This is a genomic window from Mycolicibacterium aichiense, assembly GCF_010726245.1.
Lineage (GTDB): Bacteria > Actinomycetota > Actinomycetes > Mycobacteriales > Mycobacteriaceae > Mycobacterium > Mycobacterium aichiense.
In genome coordinates this window covers 206,673-224,671 of record NZ_AP022561.1, presented here as the reverse complement: position 1 = coordinate 224,671, position 17,999 = coordinate 206,673, and the positions used below count along the sequence as shown (strand labels likewise).

16 protein-coding genes are annotated in these 17,999 nt (G+C 66.3%); 4 read left to right on the top strand and 12 right to left on the bottom strand.

Annotation, left to right across the window (positions count from 1 at the left end; genetic code table 11):
- Positions 1–19: 19 nt before the first annotated feature.
- The 9 genes from G6N32_RS01025 to glf all read right to left on the bottom strand — a co-directional run bounded on the left by G6N32_RS01025 (position 20) and on the right by glf (position 10,659).
- Complete coding sequence (locus G6N32_RS01025) at positions 20–529, bottom strand: DUF732 domain-containing protein (RefSeq protein ID WP_232077428.1); 510 nt, start codon at positions 527–529, stop codon at positions 20–22.
- A 94-nt stretch (positions 530–623) separates the two neighbouring features.
- Positions 624–1,454 (bottom strand): alpha/beta hydrolase-fold protein, encoded by an 831-nt coding sequence (locus tag G6N32_RS01020; RefSeq protein ID WP_410432816.1) that lies wholly within the window; start codon positions 1,452–1,454, stop codon positions 624–626.
- 207 nt (positions 1,455–1,661) lie between these two features.
- Positions 1,662–2,669 carry an esterase family protein gene (locus G6N32_RS01015; protein WP_115317745.1) on the bottom strand — a complete coding sequence of 336 codons (1,008 nt, stop codon included), beginning with the start codon at positions 2,667–2,669 and terminating at the stop codon, positions 1,662–1,664.
- Positions 2,670–2,785: 116 nt separating this feature from the next.
- Positions 2,786–3,745: an esterase family protein gene (locus G6N32_RS01010; protein ID WP_115317746.1), complete on the bottom strand. Its 960-nt coding sequence runs from the start codon at positions 3,743–3,745 to the stop codon at positions 2,786–2,788.
- A gap of 307 nt (positions 3,746–4,052) precedes the next feature.
- Positions 4,053–6,008 (bottom strand): terminal beta-(1->2)-arabinofuranosyltransferase, encoded by a 1,956-nt coding sequence (gene aftB / locus G6N32_RS01005; protein WP_115318916.1) that lies wholly within the window; start codon positions 6,006–6,008, stop codon positions 4,053–4,055.
- 4 nt (positions 6,009–6,012) lie between these two features.
- On the bottom strand, positions 6,013–6,927 hold the full coding sequence (locus G6N32_RS01000; protein ID WP_115317747.1) for a decaprenyl-phosphate phosphoribosyltransferase: 915 nt from the start codon (positions 6,925–6,927) through the stop codon (positions 6,013–6,015).
- Positions 6,928–6,933: 6 nt separating this feature from the next.
- Complete coding sequence (locus G6N32_RS00995) at positions 6,934–7,476, bottom strand: phosphatase PAP2 family protein (RefSeq protein ID WP_115317748.1); 543 nt, start codon at positions 7,474–7,476, stop codon at positions 6,934–6,936.
- Positions 7,469–9,409: a glycosyltransferase gene (locus G6N32_RS00990; protein WP_115317749.1), complete on the bottom strand. Its 1,941-nt coding sequence runs from the start codon at positions 9,407–9,409 to the stop codon at positions 7,469–7,471. Before G6N32_RS00990 ends, G6N32_RS00995 begins: the two co-directional genes overlap by 8 nt.
- Positions 9,406–10,659 carry a UDP-galactopyranose mutase gene (gene glf / locus G6N32_RS00985; protein ID WP_115317750.1) on the bottom strand — a complete coding sequence of 418 codons (1,254 nt, stop codon included), beginning with the start codon at positions 10,657–10,659 and terminating at the stop codon, positions 9,406–9,408. Before glf ends, G6N32_RS00990 begins: the two co-directional genes overlap by 4 nt.
- Before the next feature lie 245 nt (positions 10,660–10,904).
- Here glf and G6N32_RS00980 point away from each other — a divergent pair, with 245 nt between their 5' ends.
- Together G6N32_RS00980 and G6N32_RS00975 are read left to right on the top strand one after the other, a co-directional pair.
- Positions 10,905–11,867, top strand: a complete 963-nt coding sequence (locus tag G6N32_RS00980) for a hypothetical protein (protein ID WP_115317751.1) — start codon at positions 10,905–10,907, stop codon at positions 11,865–11,867.
- Between the two features lie 163 nt (positions 11,868–12,030).
- Positions 12,031–13,650, top strand: coding sequence for an N-acetylmuramoyl-L-alanine amidase (locus tag G6N32_RS00975; RefSeq protein ID WP_115317752.1), 1,620 nt, complete (start codon positions 12,031–12,033; stop codon positions 13,648–13,650).
- 2 nt (positions 13,651–13,652) lie between these two features.
- Here the strand turns inward: G6N32_RS00975 and G6N32_RS00970 are convergent, their stop codons facing one another.
- The 3 genes from G6N32_RS00970 to G6N32_RS00960 are packed head-to-tail and all read right to left on the bottom strand — an operon-like array spanning position 13,653 to position 15,984.
- Positions 13,653–14,465, bottom strand: a complete 813-nt coding sequence (locus G6N32_RS00970; protein ID WP_115317753.1) for an HAD family hydrolase — start codon at positions 14,463–14,465, stop codon at positions 13,653–13,655.
- Positions 14,465–15,211 (bottom strand): lysophospholipid acyltransferase family protein, encoded by a 747-nt coding sequence (locus G6N32_RS00965; protein WP_115317754.1) that lies wholly within the window; start codon positions 15,209–15,211, stop codon positions 14,465–14,467. Before G6N32_RS00965 ends, G6N32_RS00970 begins: the two co-directional genes overlap by 1 nt.
- A 5-nt stretch (positions 15,212–15,216) precedes the next feature.
- Positions 15,217–15,984: a lysophospholipid acyltransferase family protein gene (locus G6N32_RS00960; RefSeq protein ID WP_115317755.1), complete on the bottom strand. Its 768-nt coding sequence runs from the start codon at positions 15,982–15,984 to the stop codon at positions 15,217–15,219.
- Between the two features lie 74 nt (positions 15,985–16,058).
- Here G6N32_RS00960 and G6N32_RS00955 point away from each other — a divergent pair, with 74 nt between their 5' ends.
- Positions 16,059–17,609, top strand: coding sequence for a Rieske 2Fe-2S domain-containing protein (locus tag G6N32_RS00955; RefSeq protein ID WP_115317756.1), 1,551 nt, complete (start codon positions 16,059–16,061; stop codon positions 17,607–17,609).
- Complete coding sequence (locus G6N32_RS00950) at positions 17,606–17,941, top strand: hypothetical protein (RefSeq protein ID WP_115317757.1); 336 nt, start codon at positions 17,606–17,608, stop codon at positions 17,939–17,941. Before G6N32_RS00955 ends, G6N32_RS00950 begins: the two co-directional genes overlap by 4 nt.
- Positions 17,942–17,999 lie beyond the last annotated feature (58 nt).

The following is a 17,999-nucleotide window of genomic DNA, read 5'->3' as shown; positions in this document are numbered from 1 at the left end:
AGGGGAGGTGATCTTCCTGCTAGCAGAGCCGCTGGGTAGCGATCCGGATGTAGTCGGCGGTAGCCGCGGTCACCTGCGGATCGGGGGCAGTGTGCGGCGGCGATCCCGCGTCGACGACGTCACTGCGCACCATCGGAGCAATGTAGTCCCAGACCGCCTGGTCACTTTGACCGGCCGCGTGGGCCTGGCAGACATGGGAACCGATGCTCAGTGCTTCCAGCTCACTCGATGGATGCACGCCGGCGGCAGCGAGCGCATCGAGGAACCCGCGCTGGGACGGCGTGACATTGAACTTGGCGGACTGCAGGTCGGCGTCTGCCGGCAACGGCGCACCGTGACCGTGGACGGCGCCATGGGTCTGCGTGGGCGGTGGCGCCGCGGTGGTCACCAGATCCTCGCCGGAGCTGCAGGCCACCATCAGCAGAGTCGTCGAGCCGAGCAGGCCGGCCATCAGCAGTGCGTGCCGGACGGTGCCGGCAGCGGTGGCGTTGACGCCGCTGCCGTTCACACGATGGACCGAGCCTTGCACGTCTCCACGTTACCGGCTGGGCATGACTGCCCCAGAGCACCGGGAGATTGCGGAAAGTTAACAGTTCGCGCTGACCTGGGAGGTCAGGAGCGAGCTATTTGATAGCCGCTACTACATCTCCCGACATCGCGGCCAGCTGCCCGGCCCAGTTGCCCCAGTCGTGATTGCCGCCGGCCGGGAAGTCGAAGTGACCGTTGCGGCCACCCACGGCCCGGTAGTGCGCGTAGAACGTCCGGTTGCTGCCCTGGGCCAGGTCGCAGTAGCCGATCATGGCCGGAACGTCGCTGCAGGTCGTGGTCTGCGGGCTGAACACCCACAGCCGGGTGTTGTTGTCGGCCAGCAGCTGCACGTGCACCTCGGGGTCATGCCACTTCCACCGGCCGAGCTGCGCGGCACCCCACATGGCCTGGGTGTTGACGCCGCCGAACTCGTTCATTCCGGCAGTGATCGCGCCGTTCATGAAGGTGTTCGAGGGGGTCAGGAAACCCGACAGCGAGCCGGCGTAGCGGTAGCGATCAGGGTGGAACGTCGCCTCCATCATGGCGCCCAAACCGCCCTGGGCGGCGCCGACGATGGCGTGCCCACCCGGGGCCAGCCCCTTGTTGGCGGCCAGCCAGTTGGGCAGCTCGTCGGACAGGAAGGTCTCCCACTGCCGGGTGCCGTCGGCCTCCCAGTTGGTGTAGAGGGTGAACGCACCGCTTGCCGGAGCCACCACGGAGACGCCCTTACCGGCCAGGGTGTTGAACGCGTTGCCCGCGGTGACCCAGTTGCTGACCGGGTCGCCGGCGTTGAACGCGTCCAGCAGCACCACGGCGTGCGGGCCGCCGCCCATGAAGGCAACCGGGATATCGCGGCCCATGGCCGGCGACGGCACCATCAGATATTCGACGTCGGCCGCATGGCCGGTCGGTGCGGTGGCACTCATGAGGCCTAGCGCCACAACCGCGGCGCACACTCCCCGAAACAGGCCCGACAGACTCTTCATGGTCACCTCAATGTCGACTCGTCGCATTTCACAGCCCCGCCCCACCTGCAGGTAGTGAATCACACTGCTTACTCGGTTGGTTCGGATACGCCAACGGCGACGACCCGGTTGGGTCGCCGCCGTCGGTGAGTTGTCGACTGCTGGATATCAGGCGGTCGGCGTGGCGCCGAGCACGCGCTGGATGTCCGGCTTCATCTGCTGCAGCTGCTGACCCCAGTAGTTCCACTGGTGGGTGCCGTTGGCGGGGAAGTTGAACACCCCGTTGGTGCCACCCTTGGCCAGGTAGGTGTCGCGGAACGTCTTGTTCGTCCGCAATGTGAAGCTCTCCAGGAACTTCGCGTTGAACAGGTTGCCGCTGCTGGTTCCGGCGTCCAGGTCCGACGGCTTGCCGTCACCGCAGTAGATCCAGATGCGGGTGTTGTTGTTGATCAGCGTCTGGATGTTGACCATCGGGTCGTTGCGCTTCCAGGCGCTGTTCGGATCCTCGGTCGGTCCCCACATGTCGTTGGCCTTGAAGCCACCGGCGTCGCCCATCGACAGGTTCACCAGCATCGGCCACCAGCCCTCGGAGAGGTTGAGGAAGCCCGACAGAGCGCCGGCGTACGGGAACTGCTCGGGGTGGTAGATCGCCAGGGTCAGGGCGGCGGAGCCGGCCATCGACAGACCCACGGCAGCGCTGCCGGTCGGCTTGACCTGCTTGTTGGCGGCCAGGTACGCGGGCAGCTCCTGGGTCAGGAACGTCTCCCACTTGTAGGTCTGGCAACCCGCCTTGCCGCACGCCGGCTTGTACCAATCCGAGTAGAAGCTGGACTGGCCACCGACGGGCATGACGACCGACAGGCCGGAGTTGTAGTACCACTCGAACGCCGGGGTGTTGATGTCCCAGCCGTTGAAGTCGTCCTGCGCGCGCAGACCGTCGAGCAGGTAGACCGCGGGCGAGTCGGGCCCGCCGCTCTGGAACTGGATCTTGATGTCGCGTCCCATGCCTGCGGACGGCACTTCGAGGTACTCGACCGGCAGGCCGGGCTTGGAGAATGCTCCCGCCGTTGCGGAGCCGCCGACGACGCCGATCAGGCCGGGCAGCACGGCGGCAGCCGCGGCAGCGACTGTCAGCCGGCGCAGCCAAACGCCGCGCAACTTCTCAACGAACTTCATGTATTTCCATCCTTTTTCGGGGGCCGCACCGCATGCGATCCACGCAGCCGTGCCCTGGTAGTCAACCACATGTGTCGTGATCGTTCCTCTTCAGAGATGTTGTCGTGACCGCCCTCTCACCGGTTTATGGTGGCGATGAGGTCGGGTTTCAGTGCCGCGAGTTGAGCTCCCCAGTAGGGCCACGAATGGTTGCCCGACGGCGGGAATTCGAACGTCGCATTTGTGCCGCCGGCCGCGGTGTAGGCGGCCTGAAAATCTTTGTTGCTCTTGATCGCCATCGACTCCAGGCTGGTGGCACTCAGCGCAGCGCCCGCGTCGGCGCCGACATCGAGATCGGTCTGCCCACCAGGCGCGCAGTAGATCCACAGCCGGGTGCCGTTGTGCGCGATCGCCGCGGCCTGGACCACCGGATCATTGCGCTTCCACGCTGGATCCCAGGGTGGGCCCCACATGTTGTCGACGTTGTAACCGCCGGCGTCGAGCATGGCCACCCGGATGGCTTGCTGCATCAGCAGCGCCGAGGGATTGAGGAAGCCCGACAGCGAGGCCGCGTAGACGAACTGCTGCGGGTGATAGGCCGACAGAATCAAGGCGGCGCCACCCGACATCGACAGGCCGACGACGGCGTTGCCGGTCGACGAGACCTGCTTGTTGGCGGCCAGCCACTGCGGCAGCTCACTGGTGAGGAATGTCTCCCACTTATAGGTGTAGGGCTGCTTGTTGAAGCTCGACGGCGAGTACCAGTCGCTGTAGAAGCTGGACTGCCCACCGACGGGCATGACCACCGAGACTCCGGAGTCGTAGAACCACTCGAAGGCGGGGGTGTTTATGTCCCAGCCGCTGTAGTCGTCCTGGGCACGCAGACCGTCGAGCAGGTAGACGGCTTTGGAGCCGCTGCCCGCTCCTTGGAACTCGACGCGGATGTTGCGGCCCATCGACGGCGAGTACACGTCCAGGTACTCGACCGGAAGGCCTTCTCGGGAGAACGCTTTGGCGTGCGGAACCACGCCCGTCACCGTCGCCAGTGCGGTCATCAGTAGGACGGCGGCGAGGGAGGCTCTCACGGCACGGACCATCGGTTGCTCAACTCATTCGTTCACGGCACGGCAGAACCGTTGTCGACATTGACATTGGTTTTGCCAAGCGCTGTCACACTTGACCTGTGTATCGCCGCAAACTGACCGCAGCGTTACCGGCTAGAGCCCGGCTGGCAAACTAAACTACCGCGCCGGCGACACAATCGTGAAACCCGCTGCACCGGACGGGTGCCTCGGGGCCACGACTCGACGGCCTGCGGCGGGTGTCACACGTAACATCTTGCACTCGGCCCACTTTGGCCACAGCGCGAGGCCGGAAAACTGACGGTACAGTCAGCCGCGGCGATCAGGGACCCGTTGCAGGCAGGCCCGTGTAGGGGGTGCCCTTCAACGGCGGCTCCGCAAGTCCGCAACGCGCCAGCTCGTACTGCGGAACGCGATCGATGCGGTACCGGGTGAAATCGATCGCGTGCAACACATTTGACAAGAAGCGACGGATACCGAGCGGGCCCCGGATGGAATTGAGCATCGCGTCGGTCTCGGGGCACCTCAGCGCCACCTCGGCCTCGGCGATCCACCCCTCGTCGAGATACGGCGGCACGTAGGGGTGCTCCTTGAACCAGGGCCCCTCGGCAACGGCCCAGTCCGGGAACAAATTCTTGTCGTGGCCGATCCGGCCATCCTCCAGCCGCGCCGTGTGCGCTGCGATCGGGTTGGCCAGACCGATCTGGTCGATCACCCTCACGTTCAGCCCGACGTTCATCCCGAGCATGCCGAGGTTCGTGAAAAAGACTGTGTGCGGGGCTATTTGGCGACGCCAAGTATCCATCGAGACGCCCGGCGGAGGTGGCGGCGGCGGGTAGGCGGGCACCACATCCCACTGGTCGTAATTCCCAGACGGCAGCAGTAGCGCGCCATCGGGTGTGTTGGCGATCGCGGTCAGCACCGCGCGCATACGCGGGTAATCCAGGTAATCGGCAGCGGTAAGCGGGTGAGCGTGCCCTGTGGCCTGGGAGTAGAACCGCCGCTCGTCGACGATGCCCGAATACGTGACCCGGGTGGCGTCGGGGCCCAGACCCGGCGAGTTCGCCGCCCACAGCGACCAGCCGACCAGCCCGAGCCACACTGCGATGGTCGCGCCTGCGAGCACCGTGGCGCGCTCACGGGAGAAGGTGATGGGGTCTGGCAGCACAACCGGAATCACCGCGACGGGAGTCAGCAGGCAGAACAGGGGCGTCAGCAACACCCGGCCGTGCATGAAGTCACCGCCCTGCCGGATCCAGTACAGCGCCTGCAGCAGGCCACTGACGAGCATGAAAATCACGACGGCAGTGGGACTTTGGATTCTGCGCGCCAACCGGCCGCGGCCGCCGGACAGGTCCGGTGCGCCGGCCCGCGACGAGGTGTCGCGCGCGGCGACCACCGCCGCACCCAGTGCGATCACCAGCAGCGCCGCCAGCCACAATGCATAGGGCTGGTTGAAGTTGGCCAGATAGATCAGGCCCTGCCCCCACTTGTCTCCCGAGGCATCCTTGGCCAGCGCGGTCTGTGGGAAAAGCAGTGCGTAGTAACCCATCCGGAAGATCTGGTAGGCCACCGGGAGCAGGCCACCGGCGACCAAGATGATCACTCGGGTGATCCAGCCGCGGGCCGCGACGAGCATCATGATCAACGCGACGCCGCCGATCAGGGCGAGTTCGGGCCGCACCAGCACGCTCAAGCCGGCGACGAAGGCCAGCGCGGCAGTGAAGACCGGGCCCCCGCGGTGCAACCGAGGCGCTTGCGCCCAGCAGACCATCATCCACCACAGCAAGCCGATCCAGGCCAGCACAAGTCCGTTCTCCAGACCCGAGGTGGCAAAGTCCCGTGCGGGCGGGATCGCAATGTAGACCAGGGCACCGGCGGGCAGCAACACGGCCCGGCGGCCAACCAGGCTGGGCGCGAAAAGTCTTGCGGTGCCCAGCATTATCAAGACCACCCCGGCGACCGACAGGCTCAGCGCCAGCGCCAGCGCCACGTACTCCAACTGCACCGGCCCGGCGATCAGCGCGCCGAGATAATTCAGGTAGGTCCACAGCGTGGAGGTGTTGGATTCCACCCGCTCTCCGGCGTTGAACACCGGGCCGTTGCCGGCCAACAGATTGCGCACCGTGCGCAGTACGATCAGGCCGTCGTCGGCGATCCAGCGGCGCTGCCAGGCGCCCCACGTCCACAACGCCGCGGTCACCACGACGCCAACCCAGAGGCTCACCCGGGCCAGGCGGCGCCCCGTCGGCGCGGCCGAAACCGGTTCAGACGTCAGGTGTTCAACTGAAGGCGATCGCTGCACCGATGGTCCCGATCCAAGCCAGCAACAGCAGCTGCAGCACCCGGTCCTTCAACGCGATGTCCTCGGGTTCACCGGCCATACCGCCGTCGACGTCGACCGCATACCGCAGGATCGCGATGGTGATGGGAATGATCGTGACCGCGTACCAGGACGCGTTGGCACCGTCACGCTCAAAAGCCCACAGGCTGTAACAGACCACCATCGCGGTGGCCGCCACCGTCCACACGAACCGGAGGTAGGAGGCTGTGTAACTCTCGAGCGACTTGCGGATCTTGGCGCCGGTCCGTTCGGCGAGTTGCAGTTCGGCATAACGCTTTCCGGCCACCATGAACAGCGAGCCGAAGGTCATCACCAGCAGGAACCATTGTGACAGCGGGATACCCGCGGCCGCGCCGCCTGCGATGGCGCGGATCAGGTATGCCGACGACACGATGCAGATATCCAGCACCGCTTGGTGTTTGAGTCCGAAGCAGTAGGCGAGTTGCATGGCGATGTAGACGGCGATCACGATGAGCAGGTTCACCGAGGCCAGCAGCGAGAGTGCGAGCGCGGCGATGCCCAGCACGACCGCCAACGTGTATGCCAGCCACGGGGGAACCACACCCGCGGCGATCGGTCGGAACCGTTTGGTCGGATGCTGACGATCCGCTTCGACGTCTCGCGAATCGTTCACCAGGTAGATGCAGGAGGCGGCCAGCGAGAACGAGGCGAAAGCGATCAGGATCTTGACCGCGACCTCTTTGTAGTCGTACTGCACGTTGCCGCCGAGCGCCGCGATGGGGGCGAGCAGCACGAGCAGGTTCTTGACCCACTGGCGAGGGCGGATGGCCTTGATAATCCCGGTGAACAGATTGCTCGGCGGTCCGGAAACCGGGGCCGCTGCCTCACTCATGGGCGCTCATTTCCGCTTCTCCTTCTGCGGTGCGGCGACACGGCTGGCCGTCGTCGCGACAGCGGCGCCGACCGCCGCCCCCGCGAGCACGTCAGTCGGGTAATGCACGCCGAGCACCAGCCGCGACAGGGCCATCGCGGGCACCACTACCAGCGGCAGTCGTGAGCGGGTGGCCCGGCTCAGCAGCATAGCCGCGGCCGTCGTGGAGGTGGCGTGCGCCGAGGGAAAGCTCAGCGCGCTGGGCGTGCCGACGTTGACCGCGACCGCGGGATGATTGGGGCGCGCGCGGCGGACCACCAGCTTGATCGCAATCGCGGCCGCGTGCGCGGCAACGGCACCGACGCCGACCAGCACCCAGTCCCGGCGCCGCTTCGGCATGGCCAGCGCACCGAGCGCCGATACCGCGACCCAGCCCTGGGCGTGTTCGCCGAAATGCGACATCGCCCGGGCCACCTCGATGACCCGGGGCGTACCCATGGTCGATTGGATCGTGACCAGCGCGGCGACCTCGCCGCTCGCGGGTGGCGCAACGGGCTCGACGTCAGCCATGGCTGGAGGAGCTCTCGAGCAACACCGTTTCCCACTTCTCCTTGCTCGACAGCGTCGGGAGAGCGTCCCGGTAGACCTTGCGCATCCGATTGAACTTGCGGGCCAGCCGGACTTGGCGGCGCGCCGAAGCACGCAGCAGCGCAAACATTTTCGCGCGGTCGCGCTGCCGGTAGACCACGCCGCGTCCGTCGGCGGTGGTGACGGTGACACCGTCGACCCGAGACAGCGAGAACCACCGGGCATCCTGGGTGGCGACGTTGATCTGGGGACGCTGGTGGTGCACCGGATCGTGCGGCTTCAGCTGGTGGGCCACGCCGCGGGCGAGCCGCACCGAGATCGACAGCGGGTTGGTCGGGATGCTGACCTTGCGGCGCCACCGCTTGTCCGAGGGCGTGGGCAGTGCGGTCGCACTGGGCAGTACAACGGCGTCGGGGTACTGCGACCGCATCTGGCGCACTTCCGGCAGCGCCGACTCGAGGATCGAGAAGATGTGCTCGGGCCCCTCGAGGAAATCGTCCATCGCCTTGTTCTGGATGGCGACAGTCGAATACTCAAGGCACAAAAGGTGTTTGAGGGTTGCCTTCATGTGGCTGGCAATCAGGCCGCGGACGTTTCCGTCCCAGTGCAGGGCGGCCACCACCAAGCGGTTGCGCAGGTGGAAGTACGCCTGCCAGTCGATGGCATCGTCCTTGTCGCTCCACGCCATATGCCAGATCGCGGCGCCGGGCAGCGTGACGGTGGGATAACCGTGCTCGCCGGCCCGCAGGCCGTAGTCCGCGTCGTCCCATTTGATGAACAGCGGCAACGGCTGGCCGAGCTCCTCGGCGACCTGCCGCGGGATCATGCACATCCACCAGCCGTTGTAGTCGACGTCGATCCGCCGGTGCAGCAGCCGGCTGCGATATTCCTCTTCGTCGTTGAGCGGGTACTTGGCGAAGTTGTGGTCGTACTCGGTGTTCACCGCGCCGGTCCACATGAAGTTCTCCGAGTCGACCATCTCGCCCATGACGTGCAGGTGGCTGGGCTCCTGCAGGTTGAGCATCTGGCCGCCGACGAGGGTCGGGACCTTCGCAAATCGGTTGAGCGCCAACGCCCGAAGGATCGAGTCCGGCTCGATGCGGATATCGTCGTCCATGAACAGGATCTGTTCGCAGTCGGTGTTCTTCAGCGCCTCGTACATGACCCGGCTGTAACCGCCCGAGCCGCCCAGGTTGGGCTGGTTGTGTATCGACAGGCGTGAACCCAAAGCTGCCGCGGCGGCGTCGAACCCAGGATGGTCTTTCGCTTTCCGGGTTCCTTGATCCGACACGATCACGCCGGTGATCACGTTGTCCACCAACGGATCCGACGTCAGGGCCGCCAGCGCGTTGACGCAGTCCGCAGGCCGGTTGAAGGTCGGGATTCCGACGACGACGCTGGCCCGGCCCGGCGCGGGAACCGGGGCGTACCACCCGGCGCTGTGCACCGTCGTCGTGTTGTCGGTGGTGATGTCGAACCAGACCCAGCCGCCGTCTTCGAAGGGGTCCAGGCCGATCTCGAATTCGGCGGCGGTCGGCGTCGTCGCATCGGGGCTGCTGATCTCGGTGCCGCCGACGGTGATTCGGGCGCCGGTGGCCTTGGACCGGTAGACGTCGACGCGGGCCGATCCGGTGATCTCGACGCGCAACACCACCGAGTCGAGCGTGGACCAGCGTCGCCAGTAGCTGGCCGGGAAGGCGTTGAAGTAGGTCGCGAACGAGACCTCGGACTCCGCGCCGATCTCCAGGGTGGTGCGAGTCGGCGCATGCGCACGGCGGGCGTTGGTGTCGGACTCTTCGATGTACAGCTTGCGAACGTCGAGCGGTTCGCCGGGACGCGGGAGGATCACCCGCGCCAACAGGCTGACGGCCTTGGTTTCTCCGGCCGCGATCGGGCCGGACGGAATCTCGCTCATTCTGTGCTGCTTTCGGTCAGCGGAGTCCCGTCGCGCAAATGCGGCGCCAGGGTGTTGTCGTACATGTTCAGCGCGCTGGCGATCGCCATGTGCATGTCCAGGTATTGGTACGTGCCCAGCCTGCCACCGAAGAGCACCTTGTTCGCGGACGTCTCCTCCCGCGCCCTGGTGCGGTAGGCGGCCAGCAGCGCGCGGTCGGACTCGGTGTTGATCGGGTAGTACGGCTCATCGTCGTCGTCGGCGAACCGGGAGTACTCGCGCATGATGACCGTCTTGTCGGTCGGGTAGTCGCGCTCCGGATGGAAGTGCCGGAACTCGTGAATGCGGGTGTAGGGCACGTCGAGGTCGTTGTAGTTCATCACCGGGGTGCCTTGAAAATCACCGGTGGCAAGCACGTCAAGCTCGAAGTCCAGCGTGCGCCAGCCCAGCCGGCCCTCGGCGTAGTCGAAGTAGCGGTCGAGCGGCCCGGTGTAGATCACCGGGGCATCGGGGCTGGCGGCACGCAGTTCGTCGCGGACGTCGAACCAGTCGGTGTCCAGCCGGACTTCGATGCGGTCGTCGGCCGCCATGTTCTGCAGCCACTTCGTATAGCCCTCGACCGGCAGGCCCTCGTAGGTGTCGTTGAAGTATCGGTTGTCGAACGTGTAGCGCACCGGCAGGCGGCTGATGACCGCTGCCGGGAGTTCGGCCGGGTCGGTCTGCCACTGCTTGGCGGTGTAGCCCTTGACGAAGGCCTCATAAAGGGGACGGCCGATCAGCGAGATCGCCTTCTCCTCGAGATTGGTGGCCTCCTCGGTCTTGAACTCGGCGGCCTGCTCCTGGATGAGTTGACGCGCTTCGTCCGGGGTGAAGTACTTGCCGAAGAACTGCGCCACCAATCCCAGCCCCATCGGGAACTGGTACGCCTGCCCGCCGTGCATGGCGAACACTCTGTGCTGGTATCCGGTGAAGTCGGTGAACTGCCGCACGTAGTCCCACACCCTCTGATTGGAGGTGTGGAACAGGTGGGCGCCGTAGCGGTGGATCTCGATGCCGGTCTGGGGCTCCGGCTCGGAGTACGCGTTGCCCCCGATGTGCGACCGGCGTTCGACGACCAGGACCCGCTTGCCCAGCTGGGTGGCCACGCGCTCGGCGATGGTCAGGCCGAAGAAGCCGGAGCCGACGACGAAGAGGTCGAAGGGGCCTGGGGCTTTCCCGGAATTCGACTCGGCGGGTAGGAGCGGAGCGACCCGGGATTCTGAATCGGTCATCGGCGCCTAGGTTATCGGACCGGCGCGGCGGGACCCGCATCGCAAGCCCGGACGCCGGCGGGAAATCACATGCGTCGGTACCGATCCAAGGTCGCAATTGGCTCACGATTCAGCATCGTCACTCTAGACACAGCAGTCACACCCTTAACATCAATCACGTTGGCTTCGGATCCGGCGCACGGCCGGTTCCGAGTCCCCACGAAGTGATCAGACACGAACGTTGTCTAGATATTGAGGAGACTTCCGTGCCTAACAGCCGTCGACGCAAGCTCTCGACAGCCATGAGCGCAGTCGCCGCATTGGCCGTCGCAAGTCCAATTGCCGCTATTGGTGTGATCGAACTGACCGCCGCCCCGCAGAAGGCGCCCGAGCATCGCGAGTTCGTTCGCGCCGCCGTGGTGACCGACCTGCCCAACGAGCTGATGTCCGCGCTACAGCAGGGCCTGTCGCAGTTCGGGATCAACCTGCCGCCACTACCGACGGGCTTGAGCCCCGCCGGCGCCCAGCCCGCGCAGGCCGGCCCGACGCTGACCACCCCGGGCCTGACCGCGCCGGGGCTGACCACCCCGAGCCTGACGACTCCCGGTCTGACCACCCCGAGCCTGACGACTCCCGGTCTGACCACCCCGAGCCTGACGACCCCTGGTCTGACCACACCGGGTCTGACGACCCCGGGTCTGACCACTCCCGGGCTGACAACTCCAGGGTTGACGACTCCCGGATTGACCACGCCCGGCCTCACCACGCCGAGCGTCACCACCCCGGGTCTCACGACACCCGGCCTCACCACGCCCGGCCTCACCACGCCCGGGGCCGCCGTGCCGTCGGCGTCGCTGACCGATCCCGGGTTGACCAACCCGGCACTGACGACTCCGCAGCTCGGCACCACTCCGTCGCTGGCGACACCGGGCTTGACCAGCCCCTCGGCGACAGGCCTCGGGTTGCCCAGTGAGCAGCCGATCAGTGCTCCGCTGGGTCCGGTGAACGGGACCTATCCGATCCTCGGTGATCCCTCGCTGGCGATGCCCAGCGCACCGGCCGCCTCCGGCGGGATCATCAGCGATCTCAGCAGCGCCGCCAACCAACTCGGCGTCGGCCAGGCGATCGACCTGCTCAAGGGTGTGGTGATGCCGTCGATCACCCAGGCCATGCAAGGCGCATCGGCCGCCGCTGCCGCCCCCGCGGCAGCCCCAGCCCCCGCCGGTTAAGAAAAGACCTGCGTCGGAACGGCACCGCAGGGTGGGTCAGGCCGCTAGGGCAGTGAACCCGGAGAGGCCCCTGCGGTGCCGTTGCAGGCATCAAGTATCACTTTCTTCACACTGGCCCGTGTCGAAACAGTGGTATCAGAGGGCACATACGTAACATCGCCTTGTGCTGCCCCGCCGACCTGCGCCGACGCTCGTGTTCACCGCGATCGCGGCGACCGTCGTCATCTTGCCGTGGGCGATCACCGGCGTACCCGGCTCCGAGCACCCGGACTCACCGAAGGCCTCGGACACCGTGCTCTCCCAGCAACCGCTGACCGGTGTCGGCGGCGGCGTGACCGTGCGCGAGATCAGTCAGCCGACGCCGTTCTCGATGGTGGCCCTCACGGGGACCGACCTGACCGGAACGTCGGCCCGGGTGCGCGCCAAGCGCCCGGACGGAACCTGGGGCCCGTGGTACACCGCGGAGACTCTGGAATCGAACGCCGACGACAGCCAGCACGGCGGCCCGCGCGGCACCGACCCGGTGTTCGTCGGGTCCACCACATCCGTGCAGATCGCGGTCACCCGGCCGCCGAACGCACCGGTCACCACCGCGCCACCCGAGACCGGCAAGGAACTCGGCTACGTGCCCGCCACCTCCGAACAACCTTTCGCGCAGAACATCTCGGCGGTGTTGATCACCCCGCCGCCCAAGGCGCCGGTCGACTCGCAGTGGCAGCTGCCGACGGCCGCACTGGGCCCCGGCCAACCGCCGAACATCATCAGCCGCGCCCAATGGGGTGCCGACGAACACATCCGCTGCGGTAACGCCGCGTACGGCAACGGGATTCGCGCGGCAGTGGTCCACCACACCGCGGGCAGCAATGACTACGCGCCCGAAGACTCGGCCGAGATCGTCCGCTCGATCTACGCCTATCACACCCGCACCCTGGGCTGGTGCGACATCGCCTACAACGCGTTGGTCGACAAGTACGGCCAGGTCTTCGAGGGCCGCGCCGGCGGAATCACCAAAGACGTACTCGGTTCTCACACAGGCGGTTTCAACACCGACGTCTGGGGTGTGTCGATGATCGGCGACTTCGAGGACGTGCCGCCCACCGACATCCTGGTCCGAACGGTCGGCAGGCTGCTCGGCTGGCGGCTGGGGTTGGACCACGTCAATCCGCTGGGAACCGCGATGCTGCGTTCGGCCGGCGGCGACTACACGTTCTTCCCTGCCGGCGCCACGCCCACGCTGCCGACCATCTTCGCGCACCGCGACGTCGGCAACACCGCATGCCCCGGCAACGCCGGCTATGCGGCGCTGAACCAGATCCGGGACATCGCCTCGAGGTTCAACAGGCCGCCGGACCTGATGGATTCGCTGCGCGGTGGCGCGATCCTGGCCAAGTGGGAGGCCATGGGCGGCAAGGACTCACCCCTCGGGATGCCGACGACGCCGGAGGCCGCGGCCGACGGCAACGCGCGGTACGTCACCTTCGAACACGGCGCCGTGTACTGGTCGCCTACCACCGATGCACAGCCGCTGACCGGTGCGATCTACGAGGCCTGGGCGTCGCTGGGCTACGAACGAGGTGCACTGGGCCTGCCGACCAGCGGCGAGATCCAGGAACCCGAATGGATCGTGCAGAACTTCCAGCACGGCACCCTCAACTTCGACCGCCAGACGCACAACGTGCTGCGGGTGGTCGACGGACTGACCTTGGTGATGCCGCCGCCCCCTGCCGACGGGCCGCCGGTGCAGCTGGAGCGGTTCAGCCGCATCACCAACCCGATCGCCTAGCTCTACAGCCACCAGCGTTCGAGGACCCGGGCCAAGCCGTCGTCGGCGTTCGTCGCGGTCACCTCGTTGGCGGCGGCGACCGCCTCCGGGTGGGCATTGCCCATGGCGACACCCAGGCCGGCCCAGCGCAGCATCGGAACATCGTTGGGCATGTCGCCGAAGGCGACCACATCCTCGGCAGCGATCCCCAGCGGCCTCGCGATGTGCTCGACGCCGGTCGCCTTGCTGGTCCCGATCGGGTTGATCTCGATCAGGCCGTTGTTGGTCGAGTAGGTGATATCACCCTGGGGACCAATGTGTTTCGCAAGCTCGACGGCCATGTCAGCGCTGAGCGCGCCGGCCTTGCGGATCAGCAGCTTCACCGCAGGCGCACTGAGCAGATCCTCGATCGCGACTTCGGTGTTGTCGGGGTTGAGCCAGGCGTGCTCGTAACCGGGTGAGCTGACGAACTGCGGGGTGGCCGAGTCATGCGCGCTGACACCGACACGTTCGACGGCCAAGCCCACACCCGGGATCACCCGGGTGGCGATATCGGCGAGCTCGGCGAGCACCTCCACCGACAAGGTGCGCGCGGAGATGATCCGATCCTGATCGGAGTCGTAGATCACGGCACCGTTGGCGCACACCGCCATCGGAGCAAATCCCAGTTCCTCGACGACCGGTGGCACCCAGCGTGGCGGGCGGCCGGTCGCCAACACGAACTGGACACCCGAGGCCACCGCGGCCTGAACCGCGCTGCGGGTGCGCGCCGTGACGTGCTCGTCCTCGTCGAGCAGGGTGCCATCCACATCGGTGGCGATCATCGCGGGCAGCATCAGCGGTGCTCCCCCGCGCGGCGTGCACGTTCGGCCAACTCGGCCTCGTCGCGCCGCCTGGCCTCGTCCAGGGTCGGCGCTCCGCCCCCGAGCTCGGCCGGCACCCAGTATTCACCTTCCGGGTGCGGATACGCCCGCTGAACCTCACGCAGAATCGTGCTCATCTGATCTCTGAGCGCACCTTCCAGCTCGCGGGCCGTGCCAACCGGCGGCAATGGCCGGCCGTATCGCACGGTGAAGGGAATCTTGTTGCGGCCCAGACGTTTCGGATGATCCTTGGTCCACACCCGATGCGCCCCCCAGACGATGCAGGGGATGATGGGAACCTGCGCCTCCAGGGCCATCCGCGCGGCTCCGCTCTTGAAGTCCTTCAGGACGAAGGCCCGGCTGATCGTGGCCTCGGGATAGACGCCGACGAGTTCGCCGGCCTTGAGTGTGCGCACCGCTTCGGCGTAGGCGTCGGCCCCGGCCTGCCGGTTCACCGGGATGGTGCCCGTGTGCTTGATCAAAAAGTTCACCGTCCGCACGTTCTGCATCTCGGCCTTGATCATGAACCGGATGCGGCGTCTGCGTTGCCGGGTACCCAGCGCGGCCGGCAGGAAATCGACGTAACCGGTGTGGTTGATCGCGATCACACCGCCACCGCGGGCGGGGATGTTGTCAAGGCCCTCGAAGGTGATCGTTGACCCCGCTGCCCGGACCGCCATCGAGGCGAGGATTTCCAGGGAGCGAAAAACGGGTTCCATGGTGGCTACCCGGGCGGGTTTGGGCGCTGCGCTCTCTTGGCGGCCTTCTCGGCAGCCTCGGCGGCGTCCATCGCAGATGCTTCAGCCAGCGTCGGAGCACCCCCACCCAGGCGGTGCGGCACCCAGAATTCACCGGCAGGATGCGGGCCATAGCTGTCCTGCACCTGTTCGAGCAGATGCTGCATACGCGAGTGCAGCAGCGCGGTCAGTTCGTTGGGCGGCAGCGTCGGCGCAATGGGCTCCCCAACCGCGATCGCGATCGGCACCTTGGGCCGCCACATCTTGCGCGGACGGCCCTTGGTCCAGATGCGCTGAGCGCCCCACACGATGTGCGGGATGATCGGCACGTCGGCGGCGATCGCCATGCGCGCCGCGCCGGACTTGAACTCCTTGAGTTCGAAGCTGCGGCTGATCGTCGCTTCGGGGTAGACGCCGACCAGTTCACCGGCCTTGAGCGCCAGGCAGGCCGCGTCGAAGGAAGCGGCACCATTGGCACGATCCACCGGGATGTGGCGCAGGCTGCGCATGATCGGACCGGTGATCTTGGCGTCGAACACCTCTTGCTTCGCCATGAACCGCACCTTGCGTCCGCGGCCCTGCAGGTAGGCGGGCAGTCCGGCGAAAGTGAAGTCGAAATAGCTGGTGTGGTTGATGGCCACGACGGCGCCACCCGTCGCAGGTAGGTTCTCGACGCCGGTCACGGTGAACTTCAGGCCCTGCGCCCGCCACGTCAGGCGGGCGAGCGCAATGACCGTTCCATATACCGGTTCCACAGCGGTCAGCCTAGCTCGCGAACCGTTGGCAGCTAAGCTCGTGGCTGGTGCAGCTACCACGGAAATGGGGATTTGTGCAGGTCACCAGCATCGGTCACGCCGGTTTTCGGATCGATACCCAGGCAGGAAGCATCCTGTGCGACCCCTGGCTGAACCCTGCCTATTTCGGCTCGTGGTTCGTTTTCCCTGACAACAGCGCCCTGGACTGGGCCGCGCTGGGCGATTGCGATTACCTCTACGTCTCGCACCTGCACAAAGACCACTTCGACCCCAAGCTGCTCGCCGAACACGTCAACAAGGACGCGGTCGTCCTGCTGCCGGACTTCCCGGTGCCCGACCTCAAGCGCGAACTCGAGGCGCTGGGCTTCCACCGATTCTTCGAGACCACCGACTCCGTCAAGCATCGGGTCAGCGGGCCCAAAGGTGACTTGGACGTCATGATCGTGGCGTTACGTGCCCCGGCCGACGGCCCGATCGGCGACTCCGGGCTGGTCGTCTCCGACGGCACCACGACGGTGTTCAACATGAACGACTCGCGACCGCTGGCGGTCGACCTGCTGGCCGATGCGTTCGGGCACATCGACGTGCACATGCTGCAGTACTCGGGCGCGATCTGGTACCCGATGGTCTACGACATGCCGGAGCGTGCCAAGCAGTCGTTCGGCACTCAGAAGCGCCAGCGCGGTATGGACCGCTGTCGGCAGTTCATCGCCGATGTCGGTGCCACCTGGGTGATCCCGTCGGCCGGTCCGCCATGCTTCCTGGATCCCGAACTGCGCGACCTCAACGACGACCACGGCGACCCGGCCAACATCTTCCCCGACCAGATGGTGTTCCTGGACCAGATGCGGCGCAACGGCAACGATGGCGGCCTGCTGATGATCCCTGGATCGGTCGCCGACTTCACCGGGCCGGAACTGAATTCGCTGGAACACCCGATCCCGACCGCCGAGGTGGAGGCGATCTTCACCACCGGCAAAGCCGACTACATCGCCGACTACGCCGAACGGATGGCGCCGGTGCTGGCCGCCGAGAAGGCGCGGTGGGCGCCGGCGACGGGTGAATCGCTGCTGGAGCCGCTGCGCGCGAAGTTCGAACCGATCATGTTGCAGAGCGACCAGATCTGCGACGGCATCGGATACGCGGTGGAGCTGCGGGTAGGACCCGAGATCATCGTGGTGGACTTCCCGAAACGCGTTGTGCGGGAGCCGATTGCCGACGAGAAGTTCCGGTACGGATTCGAGATCGCCCCGGAACTGGTGCGAACGGTGCTGCGTGACGACGAACCGGACTGGGTGAACACGATCTTCCTGTCCACCCGGTTCCGCGCGTGGCGGGTGGGCGGTTACAACGAGTACCTGTACACCTTCTTCAAGTGCCTGACCGATGAGCGGATCGCGTATGCCGACGGCTGGTTCGCCGAGACCCACGACGACAGCAGCGACGTGGAGATCGGTGGGTACACCATGCAGCGCCGCTGCCCGCACCTGAAGGCCGACCTGTCCAAATTCGGTGTGGTGGAGGGCACGACGCTGACCTGCAACCTGCATGGCTGGCAGTGGAATCTGGAGACCGGACGATGCCTGACCACCAAAGGGCACGAGCTGCGGTGTTCTCGACAATGAGCGCCCCGCCGCAGCAGCATTACGATGACGGCCTGGTTCAACTGGACCGTTACGCGCTGACGTTGCGGCGCTATCACTTCCCGTCGGGAACTGCGAAAGTGATTCCCCTGCAGTCTATTCGGGGATACAAAGCCGAGCCGCTGGGCTTCTGGATGCAGCGCTTCCGGCTGTGGGGCAGCTCGGATCTGCGTCGCTGGCTGCCGCTGGACATCTACCGGCCGGTGAAATCGACGCTGGTGACACTCGACGTTCCCGGCACCCATCCGAGTCCGGCGTTCACTCCGGTGAAGCCGCGTGAGTTCTTGACGGTGCTCGACGAGTTGTTGGATTAAGCGCTCATCCCGAGCCGACATCGACGAAATGCAGCGATCTACTCGCCCGTCTGCGTCC